The sequence below is a fragment of the Rhizobium sp. SAFR-030 genome, from assembly GCF_059415005.1.
Genome location: NZ_JBPFDO010000003.1, coordinates 273851 through 296712 on the forward strand (window position 1 = coordinate 273851; position 22862 = coordinate 296712).

Below are 22862 nucleotides of genomic sequence, written 5' to 3' on the forward strand. Positions count from 1 at the left end.
TTAAGATGACCATCAATCTGCAAAAGCCGGACATTACCGAGCTGAAGCCTCGGATCACCGTCTTCGGCGTTGGCGGGGGCGGCGGCAACGCAGTCAACAACATGATCACCGCGGGACTGGAAGGCGTCGATTTCGTCGTCGCCAATACCGATGCCCAGGCCCTGACGATGTCGAAGGCCGAACGTATCATCCAGATGGGCGTCCAGGTGACGGAAGGCCTCGGCGCTGGCTCGCAGCCGGAAGTCGGCCGGGCTGCCGCTGAAGAATGCCTCGACGAGATCATGGATCATCTGTCCAGCACCCACATGTGCTTCGTCACCGCCGGCATGGGCGGCGGCACCGGCACCGGCGCGGCTCCGGTCGTTGCCCAGGCGGCACGCTCCAAGGGCATCCTGACCGTTGGCGTCGTCACCAAGCCTTTCCACTTCGAAGGCGGCCGCCGCATGCGTCTGGCCGAAATGGGCATCCAGGAACTGCAGAAGACGGTCGATACGCTGATCGTCATCCCGAACCAGAACCTGTTCCGCATCGCCAACGACAAGACCACGTTTGCCGACGCGTTTGCGATGGCCGACCAGGTTCTCTACTCGGGTGTTGCCTGCATCACCGACCTGATGGTCAAGGAAGGCCTCATCAACCTCGACTTCGCCGACGTTCGTTCGGTGATGCGCGAGATGGGCCGCGCGATGATGGGCACCGGCGAAGCGTCCGGCCAGGGCCGTGCAATGCAGGCTGCGGAAGCCGCAATCGCCAACCCGCTGCTCGACGAAACCTCGATGAAGGGCGCTCAGGGCCTGCTGATCTCGATCACCGGCGGTCGCGACCTGACGCTGTTCGAAGTCGACGAAGCCGCAACCCGCATCCGCGAAGAAGTCGATCCGGACGCCAACATCATCCTCGGCGCGACCTTCGACGAAGCGCTTGAAGGCGTCATCCGCGTTTCCGTCGTTGCCACCGGCATCGACCGCGCAATGGCCGAAAACGACCTGCGTGCAGCCGAAATGCGCGCAGCCCAGAAGCCGCTTATCCGTCCTTCGGCGGCCGTTGCTCCGGCTCCGGCCGCATTCCAGCCTGCAATGGCGCAGGCACCCCGCACCGTCCCGGTTGATCCGGTCGCTGAAACCATCCGTCAGGCAGAAGCCCAGATGGAACGTGAACTCGCCATCCCGGCACCGGCTCCGCAGGCTGTCGCACCGGCACCGCAGCCGGTCGCTCAGCAGCCCGCACCGATGCCCGTGCAGGAAGAGTTCCGCCCGCAGAGCCGCCTTTTCCAGGCTGCAGCCCCGGTAGAACCCGTCCAGCAGCGGCCGGCTCCGGCTCCGCAGCTGGCGCCGGTCTACCACGCAGCGCCTGCCTACCAGGCGCCGCAGCCCCAGCAGATGGCTGCACCGCAGCCGGCTCCGCGGATGGCTGCCGTCGAACCTGCGGCTCCGATGATCCGTCAGGCGGTCGAGCAGGTCCGCATGCCGAAGGTGGAAGATTTTCCGCCGGTGGTGAAGGCGGAGATGGAACAGCGTACGCAGCCGATGCATCACGCCGCAGAAGAGCGCGGTCCGATGGGTCTGCTGAAGCGAATCACCAATTCGCTTGGCCGTCGCGACGAAGACGAAGGCATTTCTGCGGAAATGACCTCGGCACCTGCCGCAGCCTCGCAGCAGCGTCGCCCGCTGTCGCCGGAAGCCAGCCTCTACGCTCCGCGCCGCGGCAATCTCGATGATCACGGTCGCGGTGTTCCGTCTTCCTCGCAGCATGAGGATGACCAGCTGGAAATCCCGGCGTTCCTGCGCCGCCAGTCCACCTGACGTTACAGAGTTGGTAATCTTGAAGACCCGGGCATCGTCCCGGGTTTTCTGCATTCAGACAGAGCGTTACCTGAAAGTGTTGAAATCCGAGAACCGTCACGATCGTAACAATTCGAAACGAACAGTGATTTGGATTGAGGCGCCTGCCGCCGTATGTACGAACCACCAAGAGGGTCCGAGAATCGGCGATGCGCCGCAGCGGATCTCAAAAAGGGTCCTGGACCGGTCATGCGGCCCGGCCCGGCAGTAAAAAGGCTAACGTAATGACTATCGGACTTTTGGGTTTTCAAACGACGATCGCTTCGCCGGTTACGCTTTCCGGCATCGGCGTCCATTCGGGTAGCCCGGTTTCGATCACCTTTCAGCCGGCGGAAGCCGGTACTGGCATTATCTTCAGCCGCGGCTTCGCCGATGGCTCGACCGTCGAATACCGCGCCGTATCCTCGCAGGTTGGCAATACCGATCTCTGCACCGTGCTCGGCACGTCGCTGTCGCGTTCGGTCGCAACGATCGAGCACGTGATGGCGGCATTCTACGCGCTGGGCCTCGACAACGTCGTCGTCGACGTCGATGGCGCCGAAATGCCGATCATGGATGGTTCGTCCTTCCCCTTCATCGAAGCCATCGAGCAGGCCGGCGTCGTCAACCTTGGCGAAAAGCGCCGCTACATTCGGGTTCTGAAGCCGGTGCGCATCGATTCGGGTGCGTCTTGGGCCGAGTTCCGCCCGTACGAAGGCACGCGCTTCGAAGTCGAGATCGATTTCGATTCGCCGCTGATCGGCCGCCAGTCCTGGAAGGGCGATCTGACCGCTCAGGTTTTCCGGGATGAACTGTCGCGGGCCCGCACCTTCGGTTTCATGCGCGACGTCGAGCGCCTCTGGGCGGCCGGCTTCGCTCTCGGCTCTTCGCTTGAAAACTCGGTGGTCATCTCGGACGACAACTCGGTCGTCAACGTCGAAGGCCTTCGCTATACCGACGAGTTCGTCCGCCACAAGACGCTTGATGCCGTGGGTGACCTGGCGCTGGCCGGTGCACAGTTCATCGGCTGCTACCGCTCCTATCGTGGCGGCCACAAGATGAACGCCAACGCCCTGAAGGCGCTCCTCAACGATCGTACCGCCTATGAAGTGGTCGAGGCACCGGTGCGCAGCCAGCGGGTCCGAGCCCGCGAATTCGTCGCCGTCAGCGCCCCGGAATTCGCACCCTGGGTCGGCTAAAATTTCACAGTCCAGTCCGCCTAGGCCGCCTCCTTGAGGCGGCCTTTCTTTTTGCCGCAAGCCTTGTGCCGGTGCCACAAAAATGCGTCAAAGCACCATCATTGCGTTGCTCTCCCGCTTCTTTTATGGCTAGAACGCCAACCTGGGCGGACGATGTACTATCGCGTGGCAATCGGGAACTGTCGAATGACTGAGACGAAGTCTGTTGGAATGACGAATGCGGCGCGGATCGCAGCAGTTTCACTGTTGATGGTGACCGCCAGCATCGCCGTGACCTCGTGCCAGTCCGATCCGGACGTCGATATCACCAAGCTCGGCCTGGCGACCGATCCGCCGGAGCAGCTCTACAATCAGGGCCTGGCCAACATGAAGGCCGGCAACATCACCGAAGCCAGCCGCAAGTTCGATTCCATCGAAAAGCAGAACCCGTTCACCGAATGGGGCCGCAAGGCGCTGGTGATGAGCACCTATGCCAAGTATCGCCTCGGCAAGAACGACGACGCCATCCAGACCGGCAACCGCTACCTCAAGCAGTATCCGCGCTCTGACGACAGCGCCTATGTCCAGTATCTCGTCGGCCTGTCCTATTCCAAGCAGATCGCCGATGTGACGCAGGACCAGAAGTTCGCCCGCAGCACCATCGACGCGATGCAGAAGGTCGTCACCGACTTTCCGAAGTCGGAATATGTCGAGGACGCGCAGGCAAAGATCCGCTTCGCCCGCGACCAGCTCGCGGGCAAGGAGATGCAGGTCGGCCGCTACTATCTGGAGCGCAAGGAGTACCTTGCCGGGATTTCGCGTTTCCGCGTCGTCGTCGAGCAGTACGGCACGACCAATCAGGTCGAAGAGGCACTCGCCCGGCTGGTCGAGTCCTACTATGCGCTCGGCGTGACGGAAGAGGCGCAGACGGCAGCTGCCGTGCTGGGCCGTAACTATCCCGACAGCCAGTGGTACGCGGACAGCTACAAGCTGCTGAAGGGCGGCGGCCTGGAGCCGCGCGAGAACAGCGGCTCGTGGATCTCTCGTGCCGGGGCCCGACTGCTTGGCTCCTGAATAGGGTTCGCATGCTCATCCAGTTGTCGATCCGCGACATCGTTTTGATCGAGCGGCTGGACCTGTCCTTCGAAAGCGGCCTGTCGGTTCTGACGGGCGAAACCGGGGCGGGCAAATCCATCCTCCTCGACAGCCTGTCGCTGGCGCTTGGCGGCCGCGGCGATGGCGGTCTCGTGCGTCACGGCCTGGAGCGTGGCCAGGTGACGGCTGTGTTCGACGTGCCGGCCAGTCATGCCGCGCGCCTGCTGCTGCGCGAGAACGGACTGGATGATGACGGCGACCTGATCTTCCGGCGCGTGCAATCGGCCGATGGCCGTACCAAGGCTTCGATTAACGACCAGCCGGTCAGCGTGCAGATGATGCGCCAGGCCGGTGTTTTGCTGGTCGAGATCCATGGCCAGCACGATGATCGGGCGCTGGTCGATATCAATGCGCACCGGGCACTTCTCGATGCCTTCACCGGGCTGACCGACGAGGTCGGCCAGGTTTCTGCTCTCTATCGCCAGTGGCGTGATGCCGACCGGCTGCTGAAGACCCATCGCGCCAAGGTGGAGGCGGCTGCCCGCGAGGCCGATTACCTGCGGGCCTCCGTCGAAGAACTCGAAGGGTTGAGCCCGCGCGACGGCGAGGAAGACGAGCTGGCCGAAGCGCGTGCACGGATGCAGAAGTCCGAGCGCATTGCCGGCGATATTGCCGAGGCGTGCGAATTCCTGAACGGCAATGCCTCGCCTGTGCCGCTCATCGCCTCGCTGGTGCGCCGGCTGGAGCGCAAGAGCCAGGAAGCGCCCGGCCTGCTGGAAGACACGGTGCAGCTGCTCGACGAGGCGCTCAACATCCTGTCCAGCGCGCAGATGGAGGCGGAAGCCGCACTGCGCCGCACCGAGTTCGACCCGCGCGAGTTGGAGCGCGTCGAGGAGCGGCTGTTCGCGCTTCGCGCCGCCGGCCGCAAATACTCGGTTGCCGTCGCCGATCTCCCGGCACTCGCCGAAAAGATGATCGCCGATCTGGCCGATCTCGATGCCGGCGAAGAACGGCTCGGCCAGCTTGAGCAGGCGGCCGAGACAAGCAAGGCCGAATTCGATCGCGCCGCACTCGTGCTTTCCGAGAAACGTCATCGCGGCGCCGATGCGCTGGCGCAGGCGGTGATGGCAGAGCTCCCGGCTCTGAAGCTGGAGCGGGCGCGGTTCATGGTCAATGTCTCGGCCGATCCGCAGAATCCCGGCGCCGAGGGCATCGATACGGTCGAGTTCCACGTGCAGACCAATCCGGGAACCCGCCCCGGTCCAATCATGAAGGTCGCCTCGGGCGGCGAACTGTCACGCTTCCTGCTGGCGCTGAAGGTGGCGCTCGCTGATCGCGGCTCGGCACCGACGCTGGTTTTCGACGAGATCGACACGGGCGTCGGCGGTGCGGTGGCGGATGCCATCGGCCAGCGGCTGAAGCGGCTGTCGGACAAGGTGCAGGTGCTGTCGGTCACGCATGCACCGCAGGTGGCGGCGCGCGCCGCCACGCATCTGCTGATTTCCAAAGGACCGGCCGGCGACGGGTCGGACAAGATCGCCACGCGGGTCGCCACCATGTCGCCGGAACACCGGACGGAAGAGATCGCCCGCATGCTTGCCGGCGCGTCTGTCACCGACGAGGCACGGGCTGCTGCCGCAAGCCTGCTTGCCGGACGCGGTTGAACTTTTAGCGCTCCTCCAGCTCTGCAGGCAGCCGGCACACTCTTTTCATCCCGATAAAAAGCTCTAGAAAACGACTCTGCAGCTCGCGAGGAGTCGATCACCATGGCCGCCGATAAAACGCCCGTTGAAAATCTGACTGAAGACCAGGCGGCGGCGGAGCTGGAGTTTCTGGCGAGCGAGATCGCCCGCCATGATGTGCTCTACCATCAAGGCGACGCGCCGGAGATCCCGGATGCAGACTACGACGCGCTGAAGCGTCGCAACGATGCGATCGAGACGCGCTTTCCGGGCCTGCAGCGCAGCGACAGCCCGACGCTGAGGGTCGGCTCGGCGCCGCTCGCTGCCTTCGCACAGATCACCCATGCGCGGCCGATGCTGTCGCTTGATAACACCTTCTCGGATGATGACGTCGCCGATTTCGTCGGCGCCGTCTATCGCTTCCTCGGTCGTCTCCCGGACGGTTCGATCGCCTTCACGGCCGAGCCGAAGATCGACGGCCTGTCGATGTCAATCCGCTACGAGAAGGGTCGCCTGGTCAGTGCTGCGACGCGCGGCGACGGGACGACCGGCGAGAACGTCACCGCCAATATCCGCACCATCAGCGAAATTCCGCAGAAGCTGCCCGCCGGGGCTCCGGCAGTGGTCGAGGTGCGCGGCGAGGTCTACATGGCGAAGAGCGATTTTCTGGCGCTCAACGCGCAGATGGAGGCGGAAGGCAAGCAAACCTACGTCAACCCGCGCAACACGGCGGCCGGGTCTCTGCGCCAGCTCGACCCGAAGGTGACGGCCAGCCGCAAGCTGAAATTCTTCGCCTATGCCTGGGGCGACATGTCCGACATGCCGGCCGACACCCAAATGGGCATGGTGGAAAAATTCAAGGAATGGGGCTTTCCGGTCAATCCGCTGATGAAGCGGCTGACCTCGGTCGAGGACATCCTGGCGCATTACCACGAGATCGGGCTGCAGCGGCCGGAACTCGACTACGACATCGACGGCGTCGTCTACAAGGTCGACGAACTGGAGCTTCAGCGCCGCCTCGGCTTCCGCTCTCGTTCGCCGCGCTGGGCAACGGCGCACAAGTTCCCCGCCGAGCAGGCGTTCACCACCGTCGAGAACATCGACATCCAGGTGGGGCGCACGGGCGCGCTCACTCCGGTGGCGCGGCTGACACCGATCACCGTCGGTGGCGTGGTCGTCACCAACGCGACGCTGCATAACGAAGACTACATCAAGGGCATCGGCAATTCCGGCGACCGCATCCGGCCGGAGGACCACGATATCCGCATCGGCGATACGGTGATCGTCCAGCGGGCAGGCGACGTCATTCCGCAGGTGCTGGACGTGGTGATGGAGAAGCGCCCGCCCGATGCCAGCGCTTACATGTTTCCGAAGAAGTGCCCGGTCTGCGGCAGCCATGCCGTGCGGGAAAAGAACGAGAAGAGCGGCAAGCTCGATTCGGTGACCCGATGCACCGGCGGTTTTGTCTGCCGGGCACAGGCGACCGAACACCTCAAGCATTTCGTTTCCCGCAATGCCTACGACATCGAGGGGCTGGGCTCGAGGCAGGTGGACTTCTTCTTCGAGGCCGAGGATCCGGCCCTGCAGATCCGCACGGCGCCCGATATCTTCACGCTGAAGAAGCGCCAGGAGCAGTCGAGCCTGACCAAGCTCGAGAATATCGAGGGTTTTGGCCGGGTCAGCGTCAGGAAGCTGTTCGACGCGATCGACGAGCGGCGCTCGATTGCCCTCAACCGCTTTATCTACGCGCTCGGCATCCGGCATGTCGGCGAAACAACGGCAAAGCTGCTGGCCCGGCACTACGGCACCTACGAGGCCTTCAATCAGTCGATGAAGGAGGCGGCGGATCTTTCCGGAGACGCGTGGACGGACCTCAACAACATCGAGGGGATCGGCGAGATCGTCGCGCGCGCCATCGTCGAGTTCTTCAAGGAGCCGCGCAACATCGAGGTGGTGACGCGACTTCTGGAAGAAGTGACACCGAAGGCGGCCGAACAAGTCGCGGCATCCGACAGCCCGGTCGCCGGCAAGACCGTGGTGTTCACCGGCGCGCTGGAGAAGTTCACCCGAGACGAGGCCAAGGCACGCGCTGAAAGCCTCGGCGCCAAGGTCGCCGGATCGGTCTCCAAGAAGACCGACATCGTCGTGGCAGGCCCGGGTGCGGGCTCCAAGCTCGCCAAGGCGGCTGAGCTCGGCGTCCAGACGATGGACGAGGACGAGTGGCTGGCGCTGATCGGCGGGTGAGGGCTGGCAACGTGGAGCCCACGCTTTGCCGAATCAGTCGCCGATCGGTAAAAGCAGCTCCAGAGCCAACCGGGACCTCCCCTTGAAAACCATCGCCATCGATTTCGAGACTGCCAATGAGCAGCGCGGCAGTGCCTGTTCGGTGGGGCTGGCGTGGATCGAGGATGGTCGCGTGGTGCGGGTCGAGGAGCGGCTGATCCGGCCCCGCGACATGCGGTTCTCGTCGTTCAACATCGCCATCCACGGCATCCGTCCCGAGCATGTGGAGGATGCGGGCGAGTTCCCTGAGGTGATGGACGAGTTCCTCGACGACTTTCGCGGTGCGACGATGATCGCCCACAACGCCTCCTTCGATTTCAGCGTCTGGCGTGCCTGCCTCGATCTCTACCGCCAGGGGTATCCCGAGCTCTCCTATCTCTGCAGCGTCAAGATGGCGAAGAATGTCTGGCCGCACCTGACGTCGCATCGGCTGAACGTGCTTGCCCACCATCTCGGCCTGACATTCGCGCACCACAACGCTGCCGAGGATGCCAAGATCTGCGCCGAGGCGACCCTGGCGATCGCGCGCTCCGTCGGTGCCGCGCATGCCCATGAGATCCCCGCCCGGATCGGCATGACGATGGGACGCCTCTACGCCGGCGGCTACGCCCCGTGCACGCTGCGCATGCGCTGACGGTTGAGGGCTCCAGACCGACGGTTGGTGATGACGTTGTAAAAAGCGGCCGGCTCCTTATCTCAAGGGCAATCGCTGACCCGGAGAATTTCCATGCGCCTCGCTTCCCTCGCTCTTGCCGCGACCCTTCCTCTTGCGGTCCTGTGCGGACCCGCGTCCGCCGAAGTCGTCGGCAAGGTCGGCGTCGACTGGATGGGCAACGACATCATCGTCGATGCTCTGAACGATCCGAAGGTGAAGGGCGTAACCTGCCATGTCACCTACTTCGATCGCGGCGTGCTGGATCGGCTGAAGAACGGCAACTGGTTTGAAGATCCGTCGAACAATTCCATTGCCTGCCGCCAGACCGGGCCGATCGAGATCGGCGATATCGACATGTCGCAGGACGGCGAGGAAGTGTTTCGCCAGGGCATGTCGCTGATCTTCAAGAAGCTGGTCGTTAACCGCATCTACGACAAGACCAACGACACGCTCATCTACCTGGTCAACTCACGCCAGCTGACCGACGGCTCGGCGAAGATGGCGATCTCCACGGTGCCCCTGTTCAACCAGAGCCCGAAATGGACGAACGGCGCACCGAACTGAGCGTCGCCGCATCCAACGATCTATCCGTTCGACGCACATGAAAAAGCCCCGGCGGTCAAACCGGGGCTTCCTATCGGCACGCTCTACGTGCTGTCAGGCGGCCTGCGCCAGTTCGTCGGCGATGACGGTGTCGAGGTTGAGGAAGCAGACCATCGTCTTTTCCAGTGCGACGATGCCGCGGCAGAAGGCGCGCTGTGCTTCCGGAATGATCTCCGGCGCCGGCTGCAGGTCCTCGCTCTTGATCGTCATCATGTCGGACACCTGCTCGACCAGCAGGCCGACCAGCTTGCCAGCGATGTCGGTGACGATGATCGCGGCGCGCTCCGACGGTTCGGTCATCTTCATGCCGAGGCGGCAGGCCATGTCGATGACCGGGATGACGGCGCCGCGCAGGTTGATGAGGCCGAGGACGTAGGGCGGCGTATGGGGCATCGGCGTGACGGGGGCCCAGCCGCGGATTTCGCGGATCGCCATGATGTCGATGCAGAATTCCTGATCGCCGAGGTGGAAGGAGACGATCTCGAGATAGGCTCCGGACTGCTTGAGTGCGTTGGTCATGATCGAAACTTTCCCAATCTGCGGTGATGGCTGGAGACGGAGCCGGTAACCCTCTTCATCGCCTGCAGACGTGCGCCATCATGCGCCAGCGGATCACCTCGGTTGGAAAAACTCTCGCAAACAAGGGTTAAACATTCGCTAAGCCGTAGTATGCTTGGCGCACGCAAGCGTAGCCACGCGGAACCGGCATCGATGGAATCCTCTGGAAAGTACCAATCACTACCGTTTTGGCTGATTGGCCTGCTGCTCTTCTCGGCGGTGCTGAGTGCCGCCGTCTACGGCTGGATCCGCAACGGTTCTGCGATCTTCCTGGCAATGTCGGAAAGCCTCGCCTCCTGGTGCATGTGAGGCGGCGCTCCTGTCGCCGGGGCGCCATCGCTCTGGGACAAATCGGCGCGCTCTGGCGCTCTCCGTCGATTTGATTTGAAGCCGCGCACCCGGCAGCCTAAGGCTTGCACGGATCTTTGCCGTTACCCTTGCCGCCCCCAGTTGCCGTCATTTGCTCAGGAGCATTTCCCGATCATGAAAACCGTCCGTACCGTTCTCTGGGTCGCCGTTGCCGTGATGGCCGGGGTGCTCGGATGGCTCACCTACGAGATGACCCGATCGAAGCAGGATATCGCCGAGGGCCCGTTCGGTGTGCCGTTCCAGCTGGTGGCGCAGGATGGCAAGCCGATCAGCGAGAAGGCCTTCCAGGACAAGCCGACGGCGCTGTTCTTCGGCTTTACGCATTGCCCGGAAGTCTGCCCGACGACGCTGTTCGAGCTCAACGCCTGGCTGCACAAGGTCGATCCGGACGGAACCAGGATGAACGCCTATTTCATCTCTGTCGATCCCGAGCGGGATTCGCCGGATGTGCTCGGTCGCTACGTCTCCAATGTCAGCGACCGGATCGTCGGCATTTCGGGTGACCCGGTCAAGGTCGGCGAGATGGTCAAGGGGTTCCGGGTCTACGCTCGCAAGGTGCCGGTCGACGAGAAGGCGCCGAACGGCGACTACACGATGGATCACACGGCGTCGGTCTTCCTCCTCGACAATGGCGGCCGGTTCGCCGGCACGATCGCCTATGGCGAAAATGAGGAGACGGCTCTGAAGAAACTCGAGAACCTCGTCAAAGGATGAGCCGCCACGGGCTCGTCGAACTTGATGCGGTGAAAGGTTTTGTGGCATGGCTGCCATCAGCCAACGCAGCCGCAGGAAGAACCGACCTTGAGTGAGATCCGCCTCTACGTCACCGTCACCGAACGGGAATCGGAAGATATCCTGGAACTCCTGACGCTGTGCTTCGGCGAAGAGGATCTCGCCATCGGCACCACCGAGGTCGACGAAAAGGCCGACCGGTGGGAGGCGTCCGTCTACCTGCTGCAGGCGCACGAGGCGGATGTGCACGAGCGGTTTGCCGCCACGATCGCCGCAGGCTATCCGGAGCTGGAGATCCAACGGGAGGTGCTGCCGGATATCGACTGGATCGCCAAGTCGCTGGAAGGGTTGAAGCCTGTCCGTGCCGGTCGCTTCCTTGTCCACGGATCGCATGACCGCGACAAGATCCGCAATGGCGACCTGCCGATCGAGATCGATGCCGGCCAGGCGTTCGGCACCGGTCATCACGGCACCACGTCTGGCTGCCTGGAAATGATCGCCAAGGTCATGCGCGCGCACCCGCCACGCAACGCGCTCGATCTCGGCACCGGCAGCGGCGTGCTGGCGATCGCGGTCGCGAAGCTGCGCAAGATCCCGGTGCTGGCAACTGATATCGATCCGGTGGCGGTGCGGGTGGCTGCGGAGAACGTCCGCCTGAACCGCATCGGGCATGGCATCACGCTGGAAACGGCGCCGGGCTTTCATTCCTCGTCGTTCCGCCGCCACGGACCGTTCGATCTGATCATCGCCAATATTCTCGCCCGGCCGCTGATGCGCATGGCGCCGCAGCTGGCGATGCACCTGTCGCCCGGCGGCGACGTCATCCTGTCGGGCATTCTCGCCAGTCAGCGGTGGAAGGTGATCGCCGCCTATAGTGGTGCCGGTCTGGCGCATGTCGAGACCATCTGGCGCAATGGCTGGGTAACCATCCATCTGCGGCACGCGCGCTGAGCATCGGGTAGGCGATCGGCCAAGGGCGCGGGCAAAAGAAAAGGCGGCACCAGCGGGCCGCCTTGAACGTCTCTTGTCTCCCGGCAGGTTGGAAGCCGGGCCGCTGCCAAAGTCTTAGAACAGGTAGCGGGTCGCACCCTTGCGGCGCAGTTCTTCGCGGCTGGTGCCGAGGGCTGCCAGACGCTCGTCGTCGAGATAGAGCAGGGCGCCGTTCACATAGCGGCTTGCCTGACGTTCACGCGCCGCGACGACGCGATCGAATGCATTGCGGAAGAAGGAATTTGCCATCGGAGCGATCCTTGTCTCGGGGAGCCAACCATCCGTCGGCTCGATGGGTTGAATATAGTGCCTCTTATTCAGGCTTATCAGAGTTAATGCGGCAGGCGTGCCATGCTCTGGGCGCATGTCTCGGGCGGCCCGTCGCGAAGCTGACCGACACTCCGCAGGCTTGAGGGCCGGTCAGGGTGCTGGCCTTGCCGCGATTTTTGGCTAACATCGTGCCTTTCCCGGAATCGCTATCGAAAGCCCCTTCATGTTTCAGTCGTTCGACAACACCTCGTCTCCGCAGTTCGGTCCGGCGCGCGTCCAGGCGCTACGCGAACGCTTCGATGCGCTTGGCATCGACGGCTTTCTCGTGCCGCGGGGCGACGAGTTCCAGGGCGAATACGTTCCGGCCTGTGCCGAACGGCTGGCCTGGCTGACCGGATTCACCGGGTCTGCCGGCATGGCGCTGATCCTGCGCAGCCAGGCGATCGTGTTCGTCGACGGGCGCTACACGACGCAGGTCGTTCAGCAGGTGGATCCGGCGACCTTCACACCCGGCGATCTGGTCGGCGAACCGCCGCATGCCTGGATCGCCAAGCAGGCACCTAAGGGCTTGCGGCTCGGCCTGGATCCGTGGCTGCACAGCCCGGCCGAACTGAAGCGGCTGACGGTGGCCGTGGAGGAGCGCGGCGGCACGCTCGTGCTGCTCGACGGCAACCCGATCGACGGACTTTGGAGCGACCGTCCGGCCGAGCCGATGGGCGCCATCACCGTTCAGCAGGACAGCCATGCCGGCCGGCCGGCGGCGGAAAAGATCGCCCAGATTGCCGCAGGCCTTGAAGGCAAGGGGCTCGCCGCCGTGCTGATCGCCGATCCGTCCTCCGTCGCCTGGATCTTCAATATCCGCGGTTCCGACGTTCCGCACACGCCGCATCCGCTGGCGCGCGCCATCCTCGCCGCCGATGGCGAAGCGGAACTGTTCGTCGATCCACGCAAGCTGGGCGCGGACGCCAAGGCGCATCTCTCGGCGCTCGCCAGCCTGTCGGCGCCGGCCGATCTGCTGGCGCGCCTGTCGCAGATCGCTGCCGGCGGCGCGAAGATCCAGATCGACGCGGATGCCACCTCGGCGGCGCTCGTCGTCGCCATCGAGGGCGCAGGCGGTGTGGTCGTCGAAGCGACGGATCCGGCCCGCCTGCCGCGGGCTGTGAAGAACGCCGTCGAGTTGCGCGGTTCGGCGGACGCGCATGTGCAGGATGGCGCAGCCATGGTGGCGTTCCTGCATTGGCTCGACAGCCAGCAGCCGGGCAGCATCACCGAGATTGTCGCGGTAAAGGCTCTCGAAGGTTTTCGGACCCGCACCGGGGAAAGCCTGCAGAACCCGCTCAAGGATATCTCCTTCGATACGATTTCCGGTGCCGGCGAGCATGGCGCCGTCATTCACTACCGGGTGACGACCGACACAGACCGGCCGGTGCGCGACGGCGAGCTGTTCCTCGTCGATTCGGGCGCGCAGTACGTCAATGGCACGACCGACATCACTCGGACGGTAGCGGTCGGTTCGGTCCCGGAGGAGCAGAAGCGCTTCTTCACGCTGGTCCTGAAGGGGATGATCGCTATTTCCGCCGCACGCTTCCCGAAAGGGACGCGGGGCTGCGATCTCGATCCGCTGGCGCGCATCGCCCTGTGGAAGGCCGGCGCCGACTACGCACATGGCACCGGCCACGGCGTCGGATCCTATCTGTCGGTCCATGAAGGACCGCAGCGCATCGCCCGCCTGTCAACGCAGGAGCTGCTGCCCGGCATGATTCTTTCCAACGAGCCCGGCTACTATCGCCCCGGTTCGTTCGGCATTCGCATCGAAAACCTCATCTACATCACCGAGCTCGAAGCGATCGATGGCAGCGACATGCCGATGATGGGCTTCGAGACGCTGACCTGGTGCCCGATCGACCGCCGGCTGATCGTCAAGGATCTGCTGACGGCAGACGAGCTGTCGTGGATCAACGTCTATCACCGGACGGTGCGCGAGAAGCTGACGCCGATGATTTCCGAACCGGAGGTGCGCGACTGGCTGGACCGGGCGACGGCGGAACTCTGAGGCGCAGCCTTCAGAGTTTGCCTTGTCACACGAGAACGAGGTGGCGGAGCAGCATTGCTACGCCCCAGCCTGTCGCCAGAAGCGGCAGGCCTGGATGGCGAAGGCCGAGCAGAAGCGCCGCCAGCATGGCGATCTTCACATCCCAGCCGCCGTTGAAGAAGGATGGAGCCACCAGGGTCGTCAGCACGGCGGCGGGCACGGCATTCAAAGCGGTTTCCATGCGCGGCGGAATGCTGCGCATGGAACTGATCAGCCAGAAGCCGCCAATGCGCGTCAGATAGGTCGCAAGCCCGGCCGCGAGAATGATCAGCGTCAGTTGAAGATCGCTCACAGGCCTGCCTCCTCAGTCGCGGCGGCAGCCGGTACGTCGCGGTGCAGGATCACTGCTGCGATCACGCCGGCAAGTGCCCCGGCGCTGACGTGCCACGGCGAGCCTATCGTGTGCATGGCGACGATGGATGCCACGGCGCTCACCGGCACCACGATCGAAAACAACGGGCGGCGACGGAAGCCGAGCACCAGGCCAAGGAAGTAGACCGGCAACAGCACGTCGATGGCCAGTGCCGCAGGGTCGCCAATCATTTCGCCAAACAGCGCGCCGATGCCGGAGCTTCCCACCCACAGCGCGTAGACGATGGTCGCCATGCCGAAATACCAGCTTGGCTCGACGCGTCCGTGGCTATCGACGCGCTTGGCCGATTCGGCGAATTGCGGATCGGTGAGAAAGAAGAAGGCGAGCGCCCGGGTGAGCGAATGATAGCTGCGCAAGTGCGGCGCGATGGCTGCCGAATACAGGACATGGCGAAAGTTCACGGCAAACACCGACAGCACGATCAGCCAGGCCGGCACGTGGCTGCCGAACATCTGCACGCCGACCAGCTGGCTGGCGCCGCCGAAGATCACCGCGCTCATCATCGTCGCGTGCAACGGCGTGATGCCGCCGTCAACGGCAATGGCGCCGAAGATCAGCCCGAACGGCATGGTCGAGAAGCCGATGACAAGGCCCGTCTTGGCGCCCTGCCAGAAGAAGTTTTGCTGCATGCTGTCGCCCCCTGATGGGCAAGACTTAGGACCTTTCGCATGGCGATGGAAGCCGCCTCCGACAATCGCGCGGAAGATGGCGCGCGGGCGCGAGCGGGGCCTGACGCAGACCCGATCGCAGCAGCCAAGATGGTCAGTCGGCGAGAATTTCGCGGCTCGTGACGATGGCAATGCCGTTGTCGCGCATCTCGGAGATCGCTGCCGTAACGCCCTGCGGATCGATCCCGCGGCTGGCATCCTCGATCAAGCGTACCTGCACGCCGGGCAGCATTTCCCGCGCATCGAGCGCCGAGAACTTGACGCAGTAGTCGGTCGCCAGACCGCAGATGTCGAGCTCGCTCACCTGCTGTGCGCGCAGATAGCCGGCGAGGCCGGTGACGGCGGCGTGGTCGTTGTCGCGAAACGCGGAATAGCTGTCGACGGCGGGATTTTCGCCCTTCTGCTGCACGTAATCGAAGGCGTCGGTATTGAGCTCGGGATGAAATTCCGCGTCCGGACTTTCCTGCATGCAGTGATCCGGCCAGAGCACCTGCGGCTTGCCCGACAGCGTTGCGGTGTCGAACGGCTTGGCGCCCGGATGCTGCGAGGCAAAACTGCCGTGATTGGCCGGGTGCCAATCCTGCGACGCGACAATGAGGTCGTAGCCGCCGTCCTCGATCAGCCGGTTTGCGATTGGCACAACGGCATCGCCGGCCGGCACCGGCAGGTTTCCTCCCGGGCAAAAACCGTTTTGCAGGTCGATCAGCAGCAGGGCCTTCATCATCGTCTCCAGGCGTAGCACCTCATCTGGACAGGATGCCAAGCCGACGGCGAAGGATCAAGCGCCGATCGATCCTTTCGACGCTCTTGGAGAACAGCATTCCGGCTTGGGCACGGATATTGAAATGAGGTTGCTCGCCGCGTGGCCATTTAAGCTCTATCTGAAGGTTAGATCCCAGGAGACATCTTATGGCCTTTGCACAACCCTCGACCGCCGTCGGCGTGCCGAAACTCCCGCCATTGGGCGCGCCTGGCCTCGTGGCACTCGTCGTCCTCGTTCTCGGCACTCTGCTGCTCGGCGCCGTCTATGGTACCGCGCATGGCGCGCTCTTCCTCATCGGCGGCGGCCTTGGCATTGCGCTCTACCATGCGGCGTTCGGCTTCACGTCGGCCTGGCGCGTCTTCATCGCCGACGGCAGAGGCCGCGGCCTGCGCGTCCAGATGCTGCTGCTGGCGCTCGCCGTGATCCTGTTCTTCCCGGCGCTTTCCAACGGCACGCTGTTCGGCAACGAGGTCCGCGGCAATATCTCACCGGCCGGCATTGGCGTCATCGCCGGCGCCTTCATGTTCGGCATCGGCATGCAGCTCGGCGGCGGTTGCGCATCGGGCACGCTGTTCACCGCCGGCGGCGGCAACGCCCGAATGCTGGTGACGCTGCTGTTCTTCGTCATCGGCTCGCTGCTCGGAACCATCCACTTCGACTGGTGGGTCAGCCTGCCGTCGGTGCCGCCGACGTCGCTCTTTCAGTTGTTCGGTGCAGCCGGCGGCATCGCCGTCTCGCTCATCCTGTTTGGCGCCATCGCAGCCATCACCATCTTCGTCGAACGCCGCCGGCATGGGACGCTTGAACAGGCGCCGTCCTCGCCGCGGCACGGATGGCAGCGTTACCTGCGCGGTCCCTGGCCGCTGGTCGCCGGCGCCGTGGCACTGGTGGCTCTGAACTTCCTGACGCTGGCGATTGCCGGTCGTCCCTGGGGCATCACTTCCGCCTTCGCGCTGTGGGGCGCCAAGGGTGCGCAGCTGTTCGGCATCGATCCGACCCAGTGGGCCTACTGGCAGACACCGGGGAACGCCAAGGCGCTGTCGCAGAGCGTGCTGGCGGACGTCACATCGGTCATGGATTTCGGCATCATCGCCGGCGCCATGCTGGCCGCTACTCTTGCCGGCCGGTTCGCCCCGTCGCTGGACATCCCGTTGCGCTCGGTGCTGGCCGCCGTCGTCGGTGGCCTGCTGCTCGGCTATGGTGCGCGCATCGCCTATGGCTGCAACATCGGCGCCTACTTTTCGGGGATCGCGTCGGGCAGCCTGCACGGCTATCTATGGGCGGTCGCCGCGTTTGCCGGCAATGTGCTTGGCGTCCGGTTGCGGCCGTGGTTCTTCCTCGAGCGTTCGTCGATCCGTCGCAACGACGGCTGACACACGTTTCCGCCCGTAAAAAGTGCGCGGCTGCGGCATTTTAAAGGCCGCGCCGCGCCAGCGCCGCAATTCGGTTAAACTTCCGTCAGGTTCGGTTAATATTTGCAATCGGACACGACGGGGGCCCGCGTAAACACATTGGTTACCATAATTCGTCATTCTATCAGCTATCCGGCAGACACGACTGGGCCACGCATCTTGCGGTCCGCTCGCTGCCGACAGGTTCCGTGCGGCGCAGCTTTGTCAGCGCCGCAAGTTCGAGTAGCGGGTAGAGGGTGACGCGTATCATGGCATCGGCAATCGCGGCGAGACGTTCCGCCTCCAAGTCTTCCAGGCGCGCCGCGCAGCCGGCCAAGGTCTCTGCACCGCGCAAGCTCTTGAAGGGTACCGCAGCCATCGGCCTGACGCTGATGGTCGGTGGCTGGATGGTCGGTGCTCTGGCAACCGTCCAGAACATGGGCTCGCTCAAGCCGGCAGCCTTCGCCCACGACCTGCGTGCCTCGCTCGACCTCAAGCCGCTCATCGCACCCGCGTCGGCCGGCGAGCGGGCGCTGCGCATCGCGAAATTCTCCCGCCTGACCGCCGCTGCCGATCCCAAGTCCGCTCGCTTGCAAGGTGCAACGCTCGCACATCTGGAAGCGCGTCGTCCGGCAGAAGATAACGTCAAGGGGTCGCTGGCGCTCGCTCTTGCGCGCGCCGAGGCCGAGAAGCAGTTCGCCACGCTGGCCGACAAGCGCCCGACCGCCGACGAGCTGAAGGTGGCGATGGCGGCAGCCATGCAGGAAACCGTGCTTGTCGCGCCGCCGACCGAGACCGCGTGGGACGCATCGCCGGCAGGCAATGCAGACGGCGGAGAGGTGGAGATTGCCGATCTGCAGAGCCCGGCGGAATTGGCCGTTGCCAATGCCGTCGGTCCGACAGAAGACGACAGCCTGCCGATGGCCGGCCCGCTGCCGATCACCCGGCCGCCGTCCAACGCGCTGGCTATGGTCATTGCGCCTTCGGCTGCCAAGCCCTCGACGCGGGATGCCAAGCCCGACGCCGCGGACGCTGCCGACGAGAGCGAAGACGAAGCGCCGAAGGTGCTCGCCTATGCCCGCCCCGAAAATCCGATGAAGAGCGCGGCCCGCTCCGTTCCGTGGCCGGACCGCGGCGTCAAGATCGCTGTCTACGACATCACCAACGGCGTCGTTCACATGCCGAATGGCGAGAAGCTCGAGGCCCATTCAGGTATCGGCAACATGCGCGACAATCCGAAGTTCACGCATGTGAAGATGCGCGGGCCGACGCCTCCCGGCACCTACAAGCTGTCGATGCGCGAAAAGCCGTTCCATGGCGTCGCCGCCATCCGCCTGACCCCGACCGACGGCGTAGCACCGCTTGGCCGCACCGGCCTTTTGGCCCACACCTACCTGCTGCGCAGCGCGCCGGGCGATTCTCACGGCTGCGTCGCATTCGCCAATTACGACAAGTTCCTGAAGGCATTCCGGCGTGGCGACGTCACGCACATGATCATTATCAATCGCCATGACGGCAGCGTGCCGACGGCGGCGCTGCGCAAGATCAACCCGCGCGGCTCATCGCCGGCGACATCGACGGCCGAGAGTGGCGACGGTCGCCGCACGCTGGTCGACTACCTGAAGGGCGACGGCTAACAGCCGTCGTCAGCCCAGAAGATCTTTGGCGATGCGCATGAAGATGCGGGCACCAACCGGGATCAAGCCATCCGGAAAATCATAGTCCGGGTTGTGGAGCGCCGCGTAGCCGGCGCCGGCGCCGAGAAACAGCATCGCCGATTTCAACTTATCGCCGAACCGGCCAAAATCCTCCGAAGCCCTGAACGTCTCTCCCGCCTCGTGGGACAGGCCTTCGCCATCGAGCGCTGCTCGGATGATCGACACGGCATCCGCATCATTGGTGCAGTGGCGGAATTCGTCGTGGTAGCTGAAATCGACCTGCAAGCCGTGGCGCTCTGCCGCCTCGCGCGCGAGCGCTTCCGCTTTGGCGCGCAGCGCGGCCATGGCGCCGTCGGACACAGTGCGCAGCGTTACCCAAACCTCTGCTGATCCCGGTGCAATGCCGAAGGCCGGTTCGCCGATGCTCACATGGGTAACCGTCGTCAGCACCAGATCATCCGACTGGAGGCTACCCGTGCGCAGCGCCGTCAGTGCCGGGATGAGATCCGCGACAGCCGGGGCCGGCGACGTGCCGGTTTCCGGCATCGAGGCATGCGCCGTCTTTCCCGTCAACTTGATCTTCAGCCCGCACGAGGCGCAGTTTGCCGGTCCGGCCTTGATCCAGCTGTGTCCGAAGGCGATGCCCGGCATGTTGTGGAGAGCGAAGGCATAGTCCGGATTGAGCGCGGCGAAGCGAGGATCGGCCAGCACTGCTGCAGCGCCGACGCCATTCTCTTCCGCCGGCTGGAACAGCAGGATCACGCGGCCGCTCGTCGGTCTCTGGCGGCCGAACGCGCGGGCGAGGGCCGCAAGAATGGCCATATGGCCGTCATGACCGCACATATGGCCCTTGCCGGGGATCTGCGAGCGGTGCGCGACCGTGGTGATCTCCTCGATCGGCAGCGCGTCGAGTTCAGCGCGAAACATCACCGTCGGACCGGGATCGTTGCCCTGGTACACGGCAACAATGCCGGTCCCACCGAGACCCGAAACAAGCTCGTCCGGCTCTGTCGCGGCCAGCAAGCTCACCACCTCGGCTGCCGTTCGGTGCTCGTCGCCGGAGACCTCCGGCATGGCGTGCAGCTTGCGGCGCCAGGCGGTGATGTCCAGGACGTCCTGATCGCTGAGGAACATGGTGGCCTCCCGTGTGGAAGGTTCAAGACCTAGCCGGGCAGCGCGGCAAGGGCAAGCCGGGCAAATCGCCCGCTTACCACTCGATGCCGATCTTGCCGAAGTGCGCGCCGCTTTCCTCGTAGCGAAACGCGTCAGCGAGCTGCTGCAGCGGAAAGACCCGGTCGATCACCGGCCGGAGGATGCCCGTATCGAGAGCGCGGACGAAATCCTGCTGGTGGCGGCGGCTGCCGACAATGATACCGGAGAGGATCGCCTGCTTGCCCATCAGGGCGGCGGTCGGAACGTCGCCGCTGATGCCGGTCAGGACGCCGATCAGGGTGATGCGGCCGCCCATGGCGACTGCCTGGATGGATTGGGCAAGTGTGCCGGGACCGCCGACTTCCACAACGTGATCGATGCCCCGTCCGCCGGTCCAGTCCAGGATCTCTTTGCCCCAGTCCGGCTGGCGCTTGTAGTTGACGGTAAATTCCGCGCCAAGTGCGCGTGCCCGCTCGAGCTTCTCGTCCGATGACGAGGTTATGGCGACGCGGGCGCCCATGGCCCGGGCGATCTGCAGGGCATAGATGGAGACGCCTCCGGTGCCGAGCGCCAGCACCGTGTCGCCGGCCTTCAGCTTGCCGACTTCGACCAGTGCCCGCCAGGCCGTCAATCCGGCGGTGGTGATGGTGGCCGCCTCGGCATGGCCAAAGCCCTTCGGCGCGTGGGTGAAGGCCGTCGCCGGCCGGACGGCAAATTCGGTTGCGAAGCCGTCTATGCCATCGCCCGGCACGCGGGAGAAACCGCCCGAGAGAGGCGGGCCATCCTGCCAGTCCGGGAAGAAGCAAGAGACGACATGATCGCCGGTCTTGAATTCATCGACGCCGGCGCCGACGTCTTCCACCACGCCAGCGCCATCGGCCAGCAGTACGCGCCCGTCGCTCGGCATCTTGCCGCTCGCCACGCCATAATCGTGGTAGTTGATCGAGCTGCCATGCAGGGCGACGCGGATTTCTCCGGGCCCCGGGCGCCCGGGGTCAGGCAGGTCAACGCGCTTCAGGGCGTCCAGTCCGCCCGGTGCGGTAACGATGGCTCTCATGGCAAGGCTCCTCGGTCGGCAGGTCGGTTCACACCGGATGACCTAGCGGGGAAGCCGTGCTGGGCAAGGGTAATATGGAGGCGCCGGAGCGCCTCCATTCACCGTTCAGTGGCGCAGGCCGCTGACGATCTCGAACATCTTGTCCATGTTGCCGCTTTCGGCCGCATAGCGCAGCGGCTTGCAGCGCTCGACGATGACTTCCTCGGCGTTCGGCTGCGTCGTCAGGATCTCCATCACCTCGTCGATGAAATCCTTAAGCGGCATTGCCGTCGGGTCGTTTGCCTGATGCTCGCCCAGCAGCGTCGTCTGCACGTAGGGCGGAGCGATCTCGATCACCCGCACCGGCGTCTCCACGAGTTGACGGCGCAACCCCATCGAATAGGAGTGGATCGCCGCCTTGGTGGCGGAATAGGTCGGCGTTGCGGCCATCGGCACGAAGGCAAGGCCGGACGATACGGTGAGGATCGCCGGGTTCTCCTGGTTCAGCAGGTGGGGCAGGAGGGCCGCGGTCAGCCGGATCGGGCCGAGCAGATTGGTGGCGATGGTTTCTTCCGCGGCCGCCAGATAGTCCGGCGCCGCGGTCAGCGTCTCTTGCTTCATGATGCCGGCATTATGGATCACGACGTTGATGCCGGGATGCGCGCGCACTGCCTCCTCGGCAAATGCCTTGATGCTGTCGGCATCGGTCATGTCGACGGTGAGTGCCGCCATGCCGGGATTGGCGGACGTGACCTCGTCCAGCGTCTGGCGCCTGCGGCCGGAAATGATCACCTGGTTGCCGAGCCGGTGAAACGCTTCGGCAAGCGCGCGGCCGATGCCGGAGCCGCCGCCGGTGATGAGAATGGTGTTGCCTGTCGTCTGCATGATCGCGATCTCCTAGATGATTGCAAAGACAGGAGATATGGCGCATCCTCTCTTTCCGGAAGAAGGCACCGGAAAGTTCTATACGCACCATAAGGAGAGTGTCTGTGAACCAGGCTGTTGCGGGCGGAAAAAGTTACGGCATGGCGCGGGATCTGGACGAGGAGATCGATCCGGCGCTGGAAGAGCTGGTGCGCGGCATCATCGGCCAGGTGGCCGACAAGTGGACGATGCTGATCCTCGAGGAGCTGGAGGCGCGCGGCACGCTGCGGTTTACCGAGCTCGGTCGGCATGTCGGCGGCATCAGCCAAAAAATGCTGACCAAGACGTTGCGCGACATGGAGAGAGACGGACTGGTCTCGCGCACCGTCCACCCGGTGATCCCGCCGCATGTCGACTATACGCTGACCGACCTCGGCCACAGCCTCGGCGAAGCCTTCTGCGGCGTCTGGATCTGGGCCGAAAAACACCACGCCACGATCGAGGCCGCCCGCGCCGCGTTCGCGGGGCGGGCGGGCGGGGTAGGTAACGCGGTTGAAGAGGGCGTTAGGCTACAGGCGGCTGCGCCTGAGCGGTGGCAATTGACTACCGAAGTTTAGTCGCGTCGCAGAC

General features: G+C 64.4%; 22 protein-coding genes. 14 read left to right on the top strand and 8 right to left on the bottom strand.

Features of this window, described 5'->3' with window-relative positions:
* Nucleotides 1-5: 5 nt before the first annotated feature.
* The 7 genes from ftsZ (at nucleotide 6) to ACR65N_RS10885 (ending at nucleotide 9277) form a co-directional block, all read left to right on the top strand.
* Complete coding sequence (gene ftsZ / locus ACR65N_RS10855) at nucleotides 6-1802, top strand: cell division protein FtsZ (protein WP_440457012.1); 1797 nt, start codon at nucleotides 6-8, stop codon at nucleotides 1800-1802.
* A gap of 263 nt (nucleotides 1803-2065) precedes the next feature.
* Complete coding sequence (lpxC, locus tag ACR65N_RS10860; RefSeq protein WP_430303980.1) at nucleotides 2066-3019, top strand: UDP-3-O-acyl-N-acetylglucosamine deacetylase; 954 nt, start codon at nucleotides 2066-2068, stop codon at nucleotides 3017-3019.
* 186 nt (nucleotides 3020-3205) lie between these two features.
* Nucleotides 3206-4072: an outer membrane protein assembly factor BamD gene (locus ACR65N_RS10865; protein WP_430303978.1), complete on the top strand. Its 867-nt coding sequence runs from the start codon at nucleotides 3206-3208 to the stop codon at nucleotides 4070-4072.
* A gap of 11 nt (nucleotides 4073-4083) precedes the next feature.
* Nucleotides 4084-5757: a DNA repair protein RecN gene (recN, locus tag ACR65N_RS10870; RefSeq protein WP_440457013.1), complete on the top strand. Its 1674-nt coding sequence runs from the start codon at nucleotides 4084-4086 to the stop codon at nucleotides 5755-5757.
* A 102-nt stretch (nucleotides 5758-5859) separates the two neighbouring features.
* Nucleotides 5860-8019 (top strand): NAD-dependent DNA ligase LigA, encoded by a 2160-nt coding sequence (gene ligA / locus ACR65N_RS10875; protein WP_440457014.1) that lies wholly within the window; start codon nucleotides 5860-5862, stop codon nucleotides 8017-8019.
* Between the two features lie 82 nt (nucleotides 8020-8101).
* Nucleotides 8102-8692 (top strand): 3'-5' exonuclease, encoded by a 591-nt coding sequence (locus ACR65N_RS10880; protein ID WP_440457015.1) that lies wholly within the window; start codon nucleotides 8102-8104, stop codon nucleotides 8690-8692.
* A 93-nt stretch (nucleotides 8693-8785) separates the two neighbouring features.
* Entirely contained in the window at nucleotides 8786-9277 is a 492-nt protein-coding gene (locus ACR65N_RS10885) for a CreA family protein (protein ID WP_440457016.1), read from the top strand.
* A gap of 93 nt (nucleotides 9278-9370) precedes the next feature.
* On the opposite strand, the gene ACR65N_RS10890 is transcribed toward ACR65N_RS10885, so the two are convergent.
* Nucleotides 9371-9835, bottom strand: coding sequence for a chemotaxis protein CheW (locus tag ACR65N_RS10890; RefSeq protein WP_430303973.1), 465 nt, complete (start codon nucleotides 9833-9835; stop codon nucleotides 9371-9373).
* Between the two features lie 192 nt (nucleotides 9836-10027).
* On the opposite strand from ACR65N_RS10890, the gene ACR65N_RS10895 reads away from it, so the two are divergent.
* The 3 genes from ACR65N_RS10895 (at nucleotide 10028) to ACR65N_RS10905 (ending at nucleotide 11926) form a co-directional block, all read left to right on the top strand.
* Nucleotides 10028-10183 carry a hypothetical protein gene (locus ACR65N_RS10895; protein ID WP_430303972.1) on the top strand — a complete coding sequence of 52 codons (156 nt, stop codon included), beginning with the start codon at nucleotides 10028-10030 and terminating at the stop codon, nucleotides 10181-10183.
* Between the two features lie 174 nt (nucleotides 10184-10357).
* Nucleotides 10358-10957, top strand: coding sequence for an SCO family protein (locus ACR65N_RS10900; protein WP_440457017.1), 600 nt, complete (start codon nucleotides 10358-10360; stop codon nucleotides 10955-10957).
* A gap of 87 nt (nucleotides 10958-11044) precedes the next feature.
* Nucleotides 11045-11926 (top strand): 50S ribosomal protein L11 methyltransferase, encoded by an 882-nt coding sequence (locus tag ACR65N_RS10905; protein ID WP_440457018.1) that lies wholly within the window; start codon nucleotides 11045-11047, stop codon nucleotides 11924-11926.
* A 114-nt stretch (nucleotides 11927-12040) separates the two neighbouring features.
* On the opposite strand, the gene ACR65N_RS10910 is transcribed toward ACR65N_RS10905, so the two are convergent.
* The gene (locus tag ACR65N_RS10910; RefSeq protein WP_430303969.1) at nucleotides 12041-12214 is read right to left on the bottom strand and encodes a hypothetical protein; all 174 of its coding nucleotides are present in this window, start codon (nucleotides 12212-12214) and stop codon (nucleotides 12041-12043) included.
* Between the two features lie 244 nt (nucleotides 12215-12458).
* Between ACR65N_RS10910 and ACR65N_RS10915 the strand changes: the two genes are divergently transcribed.
* Nucleotides 12459-14288 carry an aminopeptidase P family protein gene (locus tag ACR65N_RS10915; RefSeq protein WP_440457019.1) on the top strand — a complete coding sequence of 610 codons (1830 nt, stop codon included), beginning with the start codon at nucleotides 12459-12461 and terminating at the stop codon, nucleotides 14286-14288.
* A gap of 25 nt (nucleotides 14289-14313) precedes the next feature.
* Here the strand turns inward: ACR65N_RS10915 and ACR65N_RS10920 are convergent, their stop codons facing one another.
* The 3 genes from ACR65N_RS10920 to pncA all read right to left on the bottom strand — a co-directional run bounded on the left by ACR65N_RS10920 (nucleotide 14314) and on the right by pncA (nucleotide 16089).
* Nucleotides 14314-14619 carry an AzlD family protein gene (locus tag ACR65N_RS10920; RefSeq protein ID WP_440457020.1) on the bottom strand — a complete coding sequence of 102 codons (306 nt, stop codon included), beginning with the start codon at nucleotides 14617-14619 and terminating at the stop codon, nucleotides 14314-14316.
* Nucleotides 14616-15329 carry an AzlC family ABC transporter permease gene (locus tag ACR65N_RS10925; protein WP_440457021.1) on the bottom strand — a complete coding sequence of 238 codons (714 nt, stop codon included), beginning with the start codon at nucleotides 15327-15329 and terminating at the stop codon, nucleotides 14616-14618. Before ACR65N_RS10925 ends, ACR65N_RS10920 begins: the two co-directional genes overlap by 4 nt.
* Before the next feature lie 133 nt (nucleotides 15330-15462).
* Nucleotides 15463-16089: a bifunctional nicotinamidase/pyrazinamidase gene (gene pncA / locus ACR65N_RS10930; RefSeq protein WP_440457319.1), complete on the bottom strand. Its 627-nt coding sequence runs from the start codon at nucleotides 16087-16089 to the stop codon at nucleotides 15463-15465.
* Between the two features lie 188 nt (nucleotides 16090-16277).
* On the opposite strand from pncA, the gene ACR65N_RS10935 reads away from it, so the two are divergent.
* Both ACR65N_RS10935 and ACR65N_RS10940 read left to right on the top strand, forming a co-directional pair.
* Nucleotides 16278-17504, top strand: coding sequence for a YeeE/YedE family protein (locus ACR65N_RS10935; protein WP_440457022.1), 1227 nt, complete (start codon nucleotides 16278-16280; stop codon nucleotides 17502-17504).
* A gap of 287 nt (nucleotides 17505-17791) precedes the next feature.
* The gene (locus ACR65N_RS10940) at nucleotides 17792-19159 is read left to right on the top strand and encodes a DUF2778 domain-containing protein (protein ID WP_440457023.1); all 1368 of its coding nucleotides are present in this window, start codon (nucleotides 17792-17794) and stop codon (nucleotides 19157-19159) included.
* Between the two features lie 9 nt (nucleotides 19160-19168).
* Here the strand turns inward: ACR65N_RS10940 and ACR65N_RS10945 are convergent, their stop codons facing one another.
* The 3 genes from ACR65N_RS10945 to ACR65N_RS10955 all read right to left on the bottom strand — a co-directional run bounded on the left by ACR65N_RS10945 (nucleotide 19169) and on the right by ACR65N_RS10955 (nucleotide 22253).
* Nucleotides 19169-20314: an amidohydrolase gene (locus ACR65N_RS10945; protein ID WP_440457024.1), complete on the bottom strand. Its 1146-nt coding sequence runs from the start codon at nucleotides 20312-20314 to the stop codon at nucleotides 19169-19171.
* Between the two features lie 73 nt (nucleotides 20315-20387).
* Nucleotides 20388-21389, bottom strand: coding sequence for a zinc-dependent alcohol dehydrogenase family protein (locus ACR65N_RS10950; RefSeq protein ID WP_440457025.1), 1002 nt, complete (start codon nucleotides 21387-21389; stop codon nucleotides 20388-20390).
* A gap of 105 nt (nucleotides 21390-21494) precedes the next feature.
* Nucleotides 21495-22253, bottom strand: a complete 759-nt coding sequence (locus ACR65N_RS10955; RefSeq protein WP_440457026.1) for an SDR family oxidoreductase — start codon at nucleotides 22251-22253, stop codon at nucleotides 21495-21497.
* A gap of 140 nt (nucleotides 22254-22393) precedes the next feature.
* On the opposite strand from ACR65N_RS10955, the gene ACR65N_RS10960 reads away from it, so the two are divergent.
* Complete coding sequence (locus ACR65N_RS10960) at nucleotides 22394-22849, top strand: winged helix-turn-helix transcriptional regulator (RefSeq protein ID WP_440457320.1); 456 nt, start codon at nucleotides 22394-22396, stop codon at nucleotides 22847-22849.
* The last annotated feature ends 13 nt before the right edge of the window (nucleotides 22850-22862 follow it).